This window comes from Burkholderia sp. Ac-20384, from assembly GCF_017104605.1.
GTDB classification, from domain to species: Bacteria; Pseudomonadota; Gammaproteobacteria; order Burkholderiales; family Burkholderiaceae; genus Burkholderia; species Burkholderia lata.
The window spans coordinates 83,892-98,850 of the sequence record NZ_JAAGPE010000001.1 but is presented as its reverse complement, the minus strand read 5'-3'; the positions used below and the strand labels follow the sequence as shown (position 1 = coordinate 98,850).

At 65.4% G+C, this 14,959-nt stretch carries 13 protein-coding genes and 1 pseudogene; 7 read left to right on the top strand and 7 right to left on the bottom strand.

All coding sequences use genetic code 11. The annotated features are described in order from the left end of the window. Window positions 1-253: 253 nt before the first annotated feature. Together G3O00_RS43205 and G3O00_RS00395 are read left to right on the top strand one after the other, a co-directional pair. A pseudogene (locus tag G3O00_RS43205) lies at window positions 254-583 on the top strand (ISNCY family transposase); the annotation flags it as partial. Window positions 584-1,279: 696 nt separating this feature from the next. Then, window positions 1,280-1,669, top strand: coding sequence for a hypothetical protein (locus tag G3O00_RS00395; protein WP_011349782.1), 390 nt, complete (start codon window positions 1,280-1,282; stop codon window positions 1,667-1,669). A gap of 94 nt (window positions 1,670-1,763) precedes the next feature. On the opposite strand, the gene G3O00_RS00390 is transcribed toward G3O00_RS00395, so the two are convergent. Further along, the gene (locus G3O00_RS00390) at window positions 1,764-2,627 is read right to left on the bottom strand and encodes a hypothetical protein (protein WP_206141640.1); all 864 of its coding nucleotides are present in this window, start codon (window positions 2,625-2,627) and stop codon (window positions 1,764-1,766) included. Here G3O00_RS00390 and G3O00_RS00385 point away from each other — a divergent pair. The 3 genes from G3O00_RS00385 (at window position 2,626) to G3O00_RS00375 (ending at window position 5,200) form a co-directional block, all read left to right on the top strand. Then, complete coding sequence (locus G3O00_RS00385) at window positions 2,626-3,018, top strand: hypothetical protein (RefSeq protein ID WP_206141639.1); 393 nt, start codon at window positions 2,626-2,628, stop codon at window positions 3,016-3,018. The two genes, G3O00_RS00390 and G3O00_RS00385, sit on opposite strands and share 2 nt — an antisense overlap. 30 nt (window positions 3,019-3,048) lie before the next feature. After that, window positions 3,049-3,363: a helicase gene (locus G3O00_RS00380; RefSeq protein ID WP_174930243.1), complete on the top strand. Its 315-nt coding sequence runs from the start codon at window positions 3,049-3,051 to the stop codon at window positions 3,361-3,363. Window positions 3,364-3,829: 466 nt separating this feature from the next. Then, a complete protein-coding gene (locus tag G3O00_RS00375; RefSeq protein WP_206141638.1) occupies window positions 3,830-5,200 on the top strand; it encodes an MFS transporter in 1,371 nt (456 codons plus the stop codon). Between the two features lie 460 nt (window positions 5,201-5,660). On the opposite strand, the gene G3O00_RS00370 is transcribed toward G3O00_RS00375, so the two are convergent. The 6 genes from G3O00_RS00370 to G3O00_RS00345 form a co-directional block, all read right to left on the bottom strand. Further along, window positions 5,661-5,849, bottom strand: coding sequence for a hypothetical protein (locus G3O00_RS00370; RefSeq protein ID WP_069249558.1), 189 nt, complete (start codon window positions 5,847-5,849; stop codon window positions 5,661-5,663). A 373-nt stretch (window positions 5,850-6,222) separates the two neighbouring features. Next, on the bottom strand, window positions 6,223-6,903 hold the full coding sequence (locus G3O00_RS00365) for a Fe2+-dependent dioxygenase (protein WP_206141637.1): 681 nt from the start codon (window positions 6,901-6,903) through the stop codon (window positions 6,223-6,225). 43 nt (window positions 6,904-6,946) lie between these two features. After that, window positions 6,947-9,319: a TonB-dependent siderophore receptor gene (locus tag G3O00_RS00360; protein ID WP_206141636.1), complete on the bottom strand. Its 2,373-nt coding sequence runs from the start codon at window positions 9,317-9,319 to the stop codon at window positions 6,947-6,949. A 36-nt stretch (window positions 9,320-9,355) separates the two neighbouring features. Beyond that, complete coding sequence (locus tag G3O00_RS00355) at window positions 9,356-10,186, bottom strand: ABC transporter ATP-binding protein (protein ID WP_206141635.1); 831 nt, start codon at window positions 10,184-10,186, stop codon at window positions 9,356-9,358. Next, window positions 10,183-11,265 carry an iron ABC transporter permease gene (locus G3O00_RS00350; protein WP_206141634.1) on the bottom strand — a complete coding sequence of 361 codons (1,083 nt, stop codon included), beginning with the start codon at window positions 11,263-11,265 and terminating at the stop codon, window positions 10,183-10,185. Before G3O00_RS00350 ends, G3O00_RS00355 begins: the two co-directional genes overlap by 4 nt. After that, on the bottom strand, window positions 11,262-12,467 hold the full coding sequence (locus G3O00_RS00345) for an ABC transporter substrate-binding protein (RefSeq protein WP_206141633.1): 1,206 nt from the start codon (window positions 12,465-12,467) through the stop codon (window positions 11,262-11,264). The genes G3O00_RS00350 and G3O00_RS00345 overlap by 4 nt, the downstream gene beginning before the upstream one ends. Before the next feature lie 157 nt (window positions 12,468-12,624). Here G3O00_RS00345 and G3O00_RS00340 point away from each other — a divergent pair, with 157 nt between their 5' ends. Continuing rightward, entirely contained in the window at window positions 12,625-13,338 is a 714-nt protein-coding gene (locus G3O00_RS00340; protein ID WP_206141632.1) for a response regulator, read from the top strand. Between the two features lie 5 nt (window positions 13,339-13,343). Continuing rightward, window positions 13,344-14,753: a HAMP domain-containing sensor histidine kinase gene (locus tag G3O00_RS00335; RefSeq protein WP_206141631.1), complete on the top strand. Its 1,410-nt coding sequence runs from the start codon at window positions 13,344-13,346 to the stop codon at window positions 14,751-14,753. Window positions 14,754-14,959: the final 206 nt, after the last annotated feature.

Here is a 14,959-nt window from a genome sequence, read left to right as displayed (position 1 = left end):
AGTCGAGGCCGGGACGCCTCGCCCAGAATCCGTATGCGTAGCTTGTGGGGGGCCAACATGATAGCGGAATTTATTGTGCGGCACAACAAGGGGCCCTTGGATTTCCATCCCCGGATCGACGGCAGCGACCATCGGTGGTTCGAGGATCGGGCGCCGGCCTGTACGCTGCTGGCGTAGGTGGACGACGCGACGAGCCGATTGACGATGCCGCACTTCATGCAGACCGGATCGACCGTCGGCTGCTTCGAGGCATCAAGGTGCCGTTGTCGAGCGCAAGCGCTTGGGTCATGTGCTGCCCGTCGCGCAAGCCCTTCAGGCGCAGCGCGATAACAGCCGAATAAGTAAAGCTCCGTCTCGAACGCATCGAGGTGACTCGACGCGAACCCAACGAAACGAGGCCGAGCCGGGCAGGAAGAAGCAACGCGAGATCACGCAGGCCGATGTGGAGCATGTGATCGCGGATCCGGTGCGACGTCGGCAAACCGCACAGCCTGCAGACAAACCTGGCCGTCGGCCCGCAAAAGCGTGGGAACCCACCGTGCGCGCCCTGCCCGTTCAAGCACTGACCTTCGACACTGCGTAACGGTCAAAACGAGGAAGCAGAAGTAGCAAAATCAACCATAACCCCGGACATTTTTAAATAACTGGTAGGTGAATATATGAATCGAGGTATGACATTGGGCGTATGTAAACGTTTCTGATTGCATCAATGCCAATCCATCGGCGCCAGGTGTTAAGAATTCGAATGAAGAATTTAATTAATTTTTAAAAAACTTATACTCATCTCTGAAAACGTAAAGACGAGAAATTTTGAATACTTTGCGAAATCATGAAATTTCATAGATGTAACGGCATCGCGCGAAAAATTGGGGCCACCAAGCGGAATGGGCTGAACGATATGCCGTCCTTCGATGCGTTCTCAGACATGGTGCTATCAAAAGCCGCTCTCGACGCCATACCGCCCCCGAACTTCCCCACGATCGCAGCAAACATCAAGACGTACTGGCTCTCGAAATGACGTGGAAGGCATGATTGAGAATGTGAAATTGCACTGGCTTTTATACAGCGAGATGCAACGCCTGTGGCGCTGTGAAAGGGTGCAAATGCCACCGGCATTCACCTGCATGGATATTTACTCGGAAAATACGCGTCTTTGATTTTCATCCCTGTCAGGCTTTACAGGGTGTATCCACGGTATTCGAGGCCTATATTGCTTTGGCAGGTGCGCGACCAACGCGCTCGACTGCATCCTTCAAATCCATAAAAAATGGAGATCGCCATGGCAAACGTACCTCTCACCGGCACCTATACCTCGTCGGACAAGAATTTCACATTCAAAATCACGTCCGCCGATCCATCCAATGGCGTCATCGCTGGCGTCTATACCACCAACTATAGCCCGATCGGTGCGTTCACTTCCGAAGGCAACGTCGGACACTATGGCTGGGTGTTCAGCAAGGCCCAAGGCAAGGATGGCGTCGCGCCATTCAACATCAGCTTCGGCGGCAGCCAGCGCCCCGACCAACGTCCCTACAACATTGTCGATAGCTGGAACGGCGCTTATTTGACCAACAACACAATCGTTGCCGAAGGGACGCGCTCCTTCGTCAATAGCGATGGCGTGGTCGAAGTCGGTAGCCTGGGCACGTTGAAATTCACGCTGGGCTAAGTTGGGTTGTCGCGACGTTGGCGGCGGCAAATCATCGCTGCCGCATCGATGGACCACACCATTGACTGGCGCGTCAGCAGTCCGGTCGCCGGTGTCACTGAATGTCCCGCTGCACGATGACCCATCGCTCGCATTCACCGGCCGAACCGCGTGGGCAATCCAGGATCGTTTGCGCGTCGTCGGTGAGCACGTAGGCATCCGATGGCGGCGGCCGGCCGGCTTCCGGCAACTGCAATGCGACCCATGTTCCCGAGCGGCGCGTCCATAGAAAAAGCTGGCTCGGAAGTTCGACATCGCCGACCAGGATCCGATTTCCGTCCGGTGACACCGACACGACCCTCGGCGCGATCCAGTAATCAGAAGGCAGCGGCAGAGCGACCGACGCGCCGGCCGTCACGCGCCACTGTCCGTCCTCGTCGACGACGGGCGGGCATTGCGACGGATCGTGCCTCGGTTCGCTTGCCGGAGCGGCCGGATCATCGACGCATTGCGATCCTCGTTTCTCGCCGGGATCGACCTCGACGTCGTTCAAGCGCACTATCCGGATGTGTTCGACCGGGCGATCGCAAGGTTGCACGTCGCTGATCCAGCCATAACCGAGCCAGCCGACGTGTTCGACGAAACAGGTCGTGCCGCCGTCGAACCGGCCGCCGGGGCGACGCACGCGCTCGATGCCCCGGTTTGCTGCGTCCGGAAACAGGAGGCCGGTCGCGGTATATCGGTGTCGCGGAATGCCCTTCCCTCCGCCGGTTTCCGCCTGCCAGTCGAACTCGCGTGCCAGCACGCTGCGCGTCTGGCTCGAGCGCTCCTTCATGCGATTGACGGTTGACGTGTCGAAGCAAAGCAGCACCAGCGCGAACAGCGTGCCGCACAGGAACAAGACGAACCACGCGCCCAGCACGCGGTCGCGATTATCGACGCTTGGGAAGTACTCGAGATTGTGGCGGGCGGGTCGCATGATCCACGCCCACACGAGCGATGCGTACAACAGCATCGCGAGCAGACGCGCGACGAACAGCGCGAAATTGCCGGTCTGCAGCTCGATCGTGCCGGCATTGTCGCTACGGCCGGTGATCCAGAGCGCGACGGCCATCAGCAACGCGTCGGCGGCAAACAGCACGGCTGCCCGTTTCCAAAGGGAAAAACGCAAGGGGACGATCAGTCGCATGCCGGTGCGTGGGGAGGTGCCGTCGATCCGCGACGGCGGACATTCCGCGCCATTCTATACAGGTTGCGGTGGGCTGCCACGTGCGTCGGTGACGACCTGTCGGTACATGCTGCCGGCCTCGCCGCGACCGCGGCCAGCGCAGCCCATGGCCGATTTTCGGTGGATCCTCGCGCAGCGTTAGAATAGCGCCCCCCTCTCACAGGAGACGAAAATGTCCTGGTTCGTATACGAAGTGCCCGAATACCACGAAGACGCTCCGCGCATCGAGCCCTACAGCGACCTGCGCAGCCGTGTGCTGAAAATCAGCGGCCTGGCCATGGCCGACGAGCTGGAAAGCGTTCGCGAGAACGCCGCGGCGACGGCGGACAGCCCCGAGCGCCCCCTGCGTACGCCGGAAAATCCGCATGTCTTTCCGATTCCTTACGCCGACTCGATGATCCTGGTCGGGTTCATCTTCGATCTGAAGCGCGAATTCCGGCAACTGGTCGTGTCACCCGTGGAAATGCCCTGGCTGAAAGACGCGTAAAAGGTGACCGTCCTGGTTGGTCCACCGCTACTCACCTCGTAGCGCGTAGCCGCTTGCCCTTGTTTGTCGACTGACTTTTCCAGCACTGCGATGGCTTCACGCTCGCTATCAGACGATTGTCTGAAAGTCTGCGGCGGTCACCCTCGTGTGCGTGTTGCGCATGCAGATCAGCCGGTTCGACGTCGTGCGCTGACGGTCGCGCAGCGCGAGCCGTAACGGCGTCAGGTGCGGTCGTCGAATTTCCCGCGATACTCCCGATCAGCGCATCTGCGTGCGCCGGTTCGAACCTCACGCCAACCTCATCGCTGCCGCGGCGAATGACGGGCAAATATCATATTCTGATATATAAGGATCGCTGACCGAAAGGCCTGCGCGCCGAGGGAGCCACGCGCAGCTCGCGCTTGCCGGAACCTGTCGTGGGGCGTATGGTTGATTTCTCTATCGCCCTTTCTCGGGGGATATCAAAATGGCTGCCATGCAATCCGCGGCCACGCCCCTCTCCGACGAGGAAGCCCGGCGCCAGTTGCGCCGCGCCGTCATCGCCAGCACGATTGGCACCACGATCGAATGGTATGACTTCTTCCTCTACAGCACGGTCACCGGCTTGGTCTTCGCAAAGCTGTATTTCCCGCAATCCCACCCACTCGTCGGTACGCTGCAGGCGTTCCTGATCTACGCCGTCGGCTTTGTCGCGCGGCCGGTTGGCGCAGCGATCTTCGGCCATTACGGCGACCGCATCGGACGCAAGGCCACACTGATCGTGACCCTGTTGCTGATGGGACTCGCCACGTTCGCCGTCGCCTTCGTTCCGACCTACGCCGCGATCGGCATCTGGGGTGCCGTCATCCTCACGGTACTGCGCTTCATCCAGGGCGTCGGCGTGGGCGGCGAATGGGGCGGCTCGGTCCTGATGTCGATGGAGTGGGCGCGCACCAATGCGCATCGCGGTTTCGTCGCGTCGTGGCCGCAGTTCGGCGTGCCAGCGGGATTGTTTCTCGCCAACCTTGCCGTGCTGGCCATGAGCTGGCTTTCCGGCAGCGCTTTCCTGACGTGGGGCTGGCGCGTGCCGTTTTTCCTCAGCATCGTGCTGGTGGCGATCGGGCTCTATATCCGTCTGAATATTCTCGAGACGCCGATCTTCGCGAAGCTGCTGGCCGAGCGTCGGATCGAGAAGACGCCGATGCTCGAAGTGCTGCGCAAGCAGCCGAGGGATATCGTGCTGTCGGCGTTTGCGCGGATGGCCGAACAGGCGCCGTTCTATATCTATACGGCGTTCGTGTTCACTTACGGAATCACGGCGCTGGGCGTCACGCGCGAATTGTTGCTGGCGGCAGTGCTGGTCGCATCCGTGGTCGAGTTCTTCACCATTCCGCTGTTCGGGCACGTGTCGGACCTGATCGGGCGGCGGCGGATGTACATGATCGGCGCGGCTGCCGTCGGTGTATTCGGATTCGTCTACTTCGCGATGGTCGATAGCCGGAATCCGGTATGGATCTTTGCGGCGATCGTGTTGTCGCTGGTCCCGCATTCAATGATGTACGGACCGCAGGCTGCATTGATCGCGGAGTCGTTCACCGGGCGGCTGCGGTATAGCGGCGCGTCGATGGGTTATCAGCTCGCGTCGGTCATCGCCGGTGGCCCGGCACCGCTGATCGCAACGGCGCTGTTTGCCTACTACCACTCGGGGTACGCGATCGCGGTGTACGTGCTGGTGTGTGCGGTACTGAGCGTGGTCGCCGCATCGAAGCTCGGGGACTATACGAACAAGGATATTTCGCGGGAATACGACGACGCTCGGGGTTTGGCGGATCACGGGCACGCACCGCCGGTGACTTGACGAAGTGGCCAGTTCAGGCTGGCGATGACGACCGCAGCCACGGTCCCACCGCGTCAACGGCGCGAGACGGACATTGCTTGCGGGCGCATCGAGGCTCGTTTGGCGGCCGTCATGTGATCAAACCGGTCGCGAACGCGAACGCGACTGCGTTCGCATTCGACACGGCCGCGCGCATTTCCGGTGCCGTGGTCAATGCAGGCGCGACGGCCCTGGACGACGCTATATCGTCGGCGGCCGACACGCTCGGCCGCGCCACGAGACGGCGCCATACGCCGCAAAACACCGAGCCGTCCCGTCCGGGCAGGTCTGACGACGGGGCGCGATACGCGGTACACGCGCCGCACGCTCGTGATCCGGCGCTCGCCGTTCGGCGGGCGCGTTTCATCTGGATCGAAATCGGGAGAGCCGCCGGACGGCGGGATCGGCGCTGTCGCGCAGCGGTTCGTCCGGCGTAACCGCGTTACCGCTCGCTGACCTTCACGCGAGGCAGCCATTCGGCCTCGGCGCCCTGCGTGCCTTTCAGATGGGCGGGAATCGCGTCCTGTGCGTGCGCGCCGAGACGACGTGCCGCCTCGGTGTCGAGGTGCCGGCCGTCGAACGTCGATTGGCGACGGGTAATCATGTTGATGCGAAGACGTTTTGCCGCCATGGTCGGTATTCCTTGAGAAAACGGTACCCCGCCAACTGGCGAAGTGCCATAGATTTACGCGAGAAAAATGTCGCTGCGATGACGCTGCGCGCGACCCGAATCCGCCGCCATCGTATCGCTGCGTCACATGTGCCGCAGCGGTCAGCGCCCCGCCGCCCCGCCAGCCCCAACGCCTCAAGGTAGCGATGGACGGACTGGCACGGCAGCAAGCAACTCATGATGGACAAGCAGCAACGCTTCGAGTTCAGTGCGCTCGGCGTTCGTCAAGGTCCTCGACTTACCGTGCGCTGCTCCTGCGCCCTTTTGCTGCTCCCGGCGGAATCCCGTCTCACCGTCGCGACGTTCCTTCCAGGATTTCATCGAGCAATCCCCCTCAAGCGTCCACCCACATCCTCAACAGGTTGTGATATGCGCCCGTGAGCTGCAACAACGACTCGCCGTCCGCGTCCCGCTGCGTCAGCCGCTGGATCGCGACATCCATGTCGAGCAGCAGACTCCGCTGTGCATCCTCGCGCACCAGGCTCTCCACCCAGAAAAACGATGCCAGCCGCTCGCCACGCGTCACGGGCTCGACCTTGTGCACGCTCGATCCCGGGTACAGGATCATGCTGCCGGCGGCGAGCTTCGCGCGATGCTCGCCATACGTGTCGCGCACGACGAGTTCACCGCCGTCATAACTCGCCGGATCGTTCAGGAACAGCGTCGCCGACAGATCGGTCCGGACGCGTTCGCGCGACGCACGGATGCCGCGCACCGCGTTGTCGACGTGATAGCCGAACGACTCCCCGCCCGCATAGCGGTTGAACAGCGGCGGATAAATGCGCTTGGGCAGCGCCGCCGACATGAACACCGCGTTCTGCACGAGGCGGCGAATGATCTCGTCGCCGATCTCGCGCGCGAGCGGATCGTCGCCATCGAGCTGCCGGTTCTCCTTTACGCGCCGCGATTGCGCGCCGGCCGTCGCGCGGCCGTCGATCCATTGTGCTGCCCGCAACCGCTCGACGAGCTGGGCGGCCTCTGCCGGGCTGAACACGCCCGGAATCTCGATCATCATCGTGTGCTCTCCTTCGAAGCGGATGCGGTGGCGCTCGCGCGCGTCAGAACCGGACGTCGGCGGTCGCCATGACGGTGCGCCCTGCTCCCGGCACGCCATACAACTGGAAGCCGTCGAGCGACGCGCCGATCGCAGCGTAATAGAACTTGTTGAACAGGTTCTGCACGTTCAGGCCGAGCGTCAGATGCTTGTCGACTTCGTAGCGCGCGGCGATCGAGTGCAGCCAGAACGACGGCGCCTTTTCGCCGTCCGCGACGTACACGGGATGCTTGCCGCTCGCGCCGTTCACGGTGCTGCTGTTGTTACTTTGGCCGCCGACGTAGCGGTTGTCGGTATAGCGCCGCGTGCCGACGTACTGCGCGCCGTAGCTGACCGACAGCTTCGGTGTGACGGCATACGTCGTCCACAGGTTGAACGTCGCGTTGGGCACGTTGGCGGGGCGCAGCCCGGCATTCGCGCCCTTCGTGATGCGTCCGCGCATCGCGGCAAATCCCGCGAATGCGGACCATCGGTCGGTCAGGTTGCCCGACACGCCGAGCTCGAGGCCGTCGACCCGGCGCGGCGGCAGCGCACGCACGACCGTCGTCGTGCCGTCGCCGTAGTCCCACGAATCGGACAGCTCGGTGCGAAACAGCGCGCCCGTCACCGACAGCCGGTGATCGAGCAGGTCCCATTTCGAGCCGAGCTCCCAGGTTTGCGCGACGGCCGCCTGCAGGTCCTGGCTCGCAGTGTTGCCGTAGATCACGTTGTTGGTCGTCGCACCGACTGCCGACGGCTGCGCGGCCCGGCTGTAGGTTGCATACAGGCTGCCGAACGGCACCGGCTTGTACGTGATGCCGATGCGGCCGCTCAACGCGCCGTCGTTGCTGCGAGCGACGGTGTGCGCATTCGCCGCGCCGTTGACCTGCTTCAGCGAGAAGCGGTCATAGCGCACCGCGCCCTCGACGATCCACTTCGGCGTGACGGTCACGGTATCGCGCAGATACACGCCCGCATCGGTCAGCGACGCATAGTCGCCCGCGCCGCCTTCGAGCGTCGGCACGCCGACCATGTTCGTGCCGTAAGCGTTCGTCAGGTTCATCACCGGATTCACCGACGGCGCGAGTATCGTGCGCGCGAGATCGCCGTAGCGCTCGTGATACACCTCCGCACCCGTAACGACGTCGTGATGCAGGCCGCCGGTGTCGAACGACAGGTTCAGGTTGGTTTCGTTCGCAACGATGTCGTAGCGCTTCGACGTGCCGTAGTTGCTGCCGCGCAGCACCGCCAGCGGCGATGCGTTTGCGATCGGTGCAAAGCCGCTGTATGACGCCAGCCCCGCACTGCTCGTGACGAGCGGCCCCGTGCCCGTGTAGCCGTACGACGTGCCGCCGGTCGAGTTGAAGCGCGCGGGCGACAGCACGGTGATGCGGTCGGTCTGCTCGAAGCGGCTGATGTTGGACATCCGCAGGTTGTCGTTGAAGTCGTGCTCGACCTTGACCGTCGCACGATCCGTCACTTCGCGATCGGTGAACAGGTTCGGGTCGCCGTACCAGCCGTTGCGCGGCACGCCCGGCATGCGGGCGCCGCCGGTGCCGCGTTCGATCGGCACGCCGGTGTCGGGCGTGTTCACGTCGTTCTGGTGCAGATAGTCGATGGTCACGCGCGTCGGCGTGCCGAGGCCGAGTGCGAGCGAGCCGGCTACGCCCCAGCGGTCGTAGTCGGTCACCGCGCGGCCGTCGACCGCGTTGTAGTGGCGCATCAGGTTCAGCCGGAACGCCGACGTCGGCGTCAGCTGCTTGTTGAGGTCGGCCGTCACGCGCCGGTAGCTGGCGGTGCCGAGCGTCGTCGACAGGTGATACGCGTCGCCGGCATGGGCTTCCTTGCTGACGAGGTTCACGCTGCCGCCCGGCACGGCAACGCCGGACTCGATCGTACCGGTGCCCTTGAACACCTCGACGCGCTCGACGTTGAACGTATCCGTGCGCCCCGCGAGGCCCGCGTCGCGAATGCCGTCGACCGTAATGCTCTGCTCCCCCGAAAAACCGCGGATCGTGAACATGTCGCCCCAGCCGAGATTGCCCTCGCCCGACGTGAACGTGATGCCGGGCACGTTCTTCAGGATGTCCTGCAGGCTCTGCGCCTGCTGCTCGTCGAGCACTTTCTTCGGGATGACGGCGACGCTCTGCGCGATGTCCAGCAGCGGCGCGGTGAACTGGTCCGACTGGAGGAATTCGGTGCGGTACGGCGACGAATCCGCGTTGACGTCGATCGCGGGCAGCGTCGCGCCCGGCGACGACGAAGCGTCCGGCGCGGCGGGCGAAACGCCCGGCTGTGCATGCGCAGACGACAGCATGGCCAGCCCGAGCGTGGCGCCCAACAGGTTCGACAGCACGGCCGACGGCGATCGGCCGGCTCGTTGATGAGACGACGACATGAAACCTTCCGGTGATGAGAGTAATGAAGAGGACGGCTAGCGCGATGGGGCGGCAACCGGGTCGTGGGCGGCGAGCCCGTCGATCAGCACCTGGAGCTGGCCGTGCGAGCAGCGCTCGATGCGCGCGGCAACGCCGAACACGTCGGCGAGGCTGGTCGGCGTCACGACGTCTTCCGGCGTACCGAAGCGCACGATGCGGCCTTGGTGCAGCAGCATCGCGCGGTCGCAACCGCGCAGCGCGGCGCTGATGTCGTGCAGCACGACGACCGTCACGAGCTGCCGTTCGCGCGTGATGTCGCGCAGCGCGGCCATCACCTGGTACTGGTGATTCAGGTCGAGTGCCGACAGCGGCTCGTCGAGCAGCAGAACCTGCGGATCGCGGGCAAGTGCCTGCGCGAGGCCGACGAGCTGACGCTGGCCGCCGGAGAGTTCGTCGAGGGTGCGTAGCGCGAGTGCATCGATGCCGAGCCGGGCGAGCACCGCCAATGCGGCCGTGTCGTCGCCCTCCCCGCCCGCGTCACGGCCGGCCGTCACGAAGCCCTGCCGTGTTGCGCGGCGCGCGACGACGACCGATTCGAGCACCTGCAGGCGCACGCCGGCCGGCAACGTCTGCGGCAGGTACACGACGCCATGCGAACGCGCATCGCGCAGCCCCGGGACGAACGGCGGCGTGCCGTCGAGCGTGAGCGAGCCCGACGCAGCACGCGTCAACCCCGCGAGCGTGCGCAGCAGCGTCGACTTGCCGCTGCCGTTCGGGCCGAGCAGCGCGGTGATCCGGCCGCGCGGCAACGGCCCCGCGCTCAGCGACGCGAGCACGTCGCGCCGCCCGTAACGCACGGTCAACCCTTCGATCGTCAGCCCGCTCATGCCTGCCCTCCCTGCGACCGCACGACGATGCCGAGGAACAGCGGGATGCCGACCAGCGCAGTAACGATCCCGACCGGGATCAGCACGCCCGGCACGATCAGCTTCGATGCGATCGACGCGAGCGACAGCATCAGCGCGCCGAGCAGCAGGCTGCCGGGCAGATAGAAGCGATGGTCCTCGCCGAACAGCGTGCGCGCGAGATGCGGCGCGATCAAACCGACGAAGCCGATCGTGCCGACGAACGACACCGCGAGCGCGGACAGCGCCGACACCCGCAGCAGCGTCGCGAGCCGCACGCGCTTCACGTCGACGCCGAAGCTCGCCGCACGATCCTCGCCGAGCCGCAGCGCAGTCAGCGTCCACGCGTGACGCATCGACAGCGGCAACGCGATCGCGAGTGCCGTGCCGAGCACGGCGAGCTTGGGCCAGTCGGCGCGCGCGAGCGAACCGAGTGTCCAGAACACGAGCCCCTGCAACGCATCGGCCGACGCGATGAACTGCATCAGCGAGACGAGCGCATGGAACGCGAACACGAGCGCGATGCCCATCAGCACGACGCCGGTGGTGTTCATTCCGCGCCAGCGCGCGACCGCATCGAGCACCAGCGCGGACAGGAACGCGAAAACGAACGCGTTCGCCGACACGACCCAGGTTTGCGCGATGCCGGGAATCGTCACGTCGAGCACGATCGCGAGCGACGCGCCGAACGCGGCGGCCGCCGAGACGCCGAGCGTGTAGGGGCTGGCGAGCGGATTGGCGAGGATCGTCTGCATCTCCGCGCCGGACAGCCCCAGCGCCGCGCCGACGAGCACGGCCATCGCCGCATATGGCAGGCGGATCTGCCACACGATCACACGTGCGGCCGGATCGGCACCCGTGCGTTCGACGAGCGTGCGCAACAGCGTCGTAACCGGCATCCCGGACGGCCCGGACGACAGGTCGAACAGCACCGACACGACGATCAGCAATGCAACGACGACGAGCGCGGCCGCGCGCCGCCGTGTGAGCCGGCGATAGTCGAGCAGGCTCGCCGCACGGAGACCGCCAGGCGCGAGATCCTTAAGCACGGCGTCGCTCATCGTGCCGCCTGCGACGTGGCAGCCGGCAGCGGCGCGTCGACCCACTCGGCGCCCTGTGGCGCGATCGCGAGGAAGCGGCGATGCAGTTCGGCCTGCGTCGCATGCACGTCGAGATCCTTGAACTGCTGCGGATAGAACCACTTCGCGAACGCTTCGATCGCGAGGATGTTGTACGGCGAGTCGTAGTAGTTGTGCGAGATGCCGTGCACGCGGCCGTCGTGGATCGCCTTGATCGCATCGAAGCCCGGTCGCGCGGCGAGCTGCGCGAGGCTCGCCGCCGCATCGTGCGCACTCGTCCGAGCACCGACCCGCAACGACGCGAGTCCCGGCTTCGTGCGGCTGCCGGTCGCGATGTACACGTCGGGCCGCGCGGCGATCGCCTGCTCCATGCTGATGTCGCCGAGCACGCCGGGCAGCAGCCCCGTGGCGATGTTGCGGCCGCCCGCGGCCGTCACGAACTCGCCGAAATTGCCGTTGCCGGCCGTGTGGCAGCAGCCGGCATCCCACACTCCCGCGAGCAGGTCGACGAACACCTTCGGCCGCTGCGCGTCGGGAATCCGGTTCACGACCGCTTCGACGCGCGCGAGATGCGCACGGTAGAACGCCGCGTACGCATTCGCCTGATCGGTGCGGTGCATGACCGCGCCGAGCAGCGCGATGCTCGGCAGCGTGTTCTGCAGCGGATGCAGCCGGAAATCGACGAACACGACCGTCGTACCGGTCGCCTCGAGCTGCTTCACGAGCGCGTTGTAGCGGCTCGGCCCGTGCCCGCCGAGGCTGAAGATCGCGAGATCGGGCTTCAGGCTCAGCGCCTTCTCGGCGCTGATGCTGTCCTCGGTCGCCTGGCCGATCAGCGGGATGCGGCGGATTTGCGGAAACGCCTGGGCGTACGCGTCGTAGGTCTGCGGGTCCATCAGCGGCAGGTCGCCCTGCCAGCCGACGATGCGCGCGAGCGGCTGCGCGCCGTCGAGCAGCGCAACCGCCGACAGCAGCCGGCTCTCGCCGAGCAGGATCCGGCGCGGCGCCTGGGCCGGGACGCGCACCGTGCGGCCCGCCAGATCGGTCACGGCCACCGGTGCGGGCGACACCGCGGGAACTGGCTCGGCCGTCGCCGCCGTTGCGTGTGCAACGGTCGCGCCGACCATCCATGCGATTGCGCCGATGCACGCACGCCGCCCCCACGCCTGTCTGAAAATTGCCATAATGTCGCCTCTGAATGAGAATCATTGCCATTTGAAGGGCGACACTGTAATCACCGCGTGTAATGGCGATGTGTTGGAAGCGCGGCCTTTTGTAATGGAATGTGTTGGCGCACCGTTCCTTTCAGAATCATTTCGATTTATCCGGAAACTTCCCCCGATGGACCACATCCTTGTCGTCGACGACGATCCGAACATTCGTACGCTGCTCGGCGACTACCTGCGCGCGATGAACTACCGCGTCACGCTGGCCGAGAACGGCTTGCAGCTTCGGCAGGCGCTCGGGACGTCGACCGTCGATCTCGTCGTGCTCGACCTGATGCTCGACGGCGAGGACGGTCTCGACCTCACGCGCGACCTGCGGCAGCGCCACGACGTGCCGATCGTGATCCTGAGCGCGCGCGGCGGCCTGCTCGACCGGATCCTCGGCCTCGAGATGGGCGCGGACGACTACCTGCCGAAGCCGTTCGATCCGCGCGAGCTCGTCGCGAAGATCAAGGTCGTGCTGCGCCGTACGCGCGCGATTCCGGGCACGCGGCGCACGGAAGCCTCGTCGCGCGTCAGCTTCGCCGGCTGGCATCTCGATACGCGGATGAAGCAGATGCTGTCGCCCGACGGCGTCGTCGTGTCGCTCGGCGGCTCGGACTACCGCACGCTGCGCGCGCTGCTCGATCACCCGAACCGGCCGCTGTCGCGCGAGTTCCTGCTCGATCGCGTGTTCGGCAAGGAGCTTGCGCCGCTCGATCGCTCGATCGACGTGTGCGTGAGCCGGCTGCGCCACCACCTGAAAGACGCCGCGCGCAATGCGGCGCTGATCCGCACGGTCCGCAACGAGGGGTACATGCTCGTCGCGGATGTCGTGCACGACGCGTGATGGGCATGCGGCGCATGACGCTGCGCGTGTGGCCCGATTCGCTGTTCGGGCGGCTCGTCGCGATCCTCGCGGCCGGCATGTTCGCCGGGCAGATGCTGACCGGCACGATCTGGTTCGACACGCACGACAACCGCATGCTGGAAATTCCGGCGCGTCTGTTCGCGAGCCGGCTCGCCGATACGCTGCGGCTCGTCGATACCGCACCGGACCCGGCCGCGCGCGACGCGGTCATCGCCGCGCTTGGCGACGCACGCTACCGGCTCAAGCGCATCGATGCGCCGTCGCCCGCCGGCACGCTGAATTTTGCGCAGCACGCAACGGCCGGCCTGATTGCCGGCGTCCTGTCGCGGCGGCTCGGTGCCGATGTGCCGTTTCGCCTCGTCGAATCTGCGTTGCACGACGACGCAGGCCATCATGCCGGCCCGCTGAGCCTGTTCGATTCGCGGATGCCGACGGGCGAATTCCACGTGCAGGTCGGTTTGCCGTCGGGCGGCTGGCTCGATGTGCGCGCCGACGAAGGCCAGGCCGGCATGCATGCGATGCCCGCGTCGCTCGTGTTCGATTACCTGCTGCGGCTTTACCTGATCCGTTTCGTTGCCGTGTGCGCGGTCGCGTTCGTCGCGGTGCGCTTCGCGCTGAAGCCGCTCACTCAGCTTGCACGTGCCGCCGAAGCGCTCGGCCGCGACATGCATCGGCCGCCGCTGGCCGTCGACGGGCCGTCGGAAGTGCGCCGCGCGGCCGAGTCGTTCAACGCGATGCAGCAGCAGTTGATCGACAGCTTCGCCGGGCGCGCGCGCTTTCTCGGTGCGGTGTCGCACGACCTGCGCACGCCGCTCACGCGCTTGCGGCTGCGTACCGAGATGCTGCCGGATCCCGAGTGGCGCGACCGGCTGCGCGGCGATCTCGACGAAATGGAATCGATGGTGCGCGGCGCGCTCGACGCGGTGCGCGGCGTGGAAGTGACGGAGCCGCGCTGCGACATCGATCTCGATTCGATGCTCGAAGGGCTGGCGGAAGATGCGCGCGACACTGGCCAGGCGGTCACGATCGGCGGGCACGCGGCGGCGCCGGTGTCGGGCTTCGCGCGCAACCTGAAACGCTGCCTGCAGAACCTGCTCGACAACGCCGCGCACTACAGCGGCGGCGCGCCGGTGACGATCGACGTGCGCGACGGCAAGGAGGCCGTGCGCATCGTCGTCAGCGATACCGGCCCCGGCCTTCCCGACGACTGGCTCGAACGCGTGTTCGAACCGTACCGGCGCGGCAAGCACGCCGACCTCGACGACGGCGGCACGGGGCTGGGGCTCACGATCGCGCGCAGCATCGCGACGCTGCACGGCGGCACGCTGATACTGCGCAATCGGTCCGGCGGCGGGCTCGACGCGGTTCTTACGCTGCCGCACGAGCGTGCGTGAACGTTGCGAGCCGATGCTCCCTGGCTCAAGGGCCCGAAACCGCGTGGCGATGGTTTCGTGTGCATGACACCGGCAAATGTGCCGCAATGCATGACGACGGCTGCAGCGCGCCCCGCCGCCCCTGAATGCGGGTCTCGCAGAATCGGCCACCACGTCGGATCGAGACTGCCATTCGACCGATCGATCAAATCAGGCCGGAGATTCGC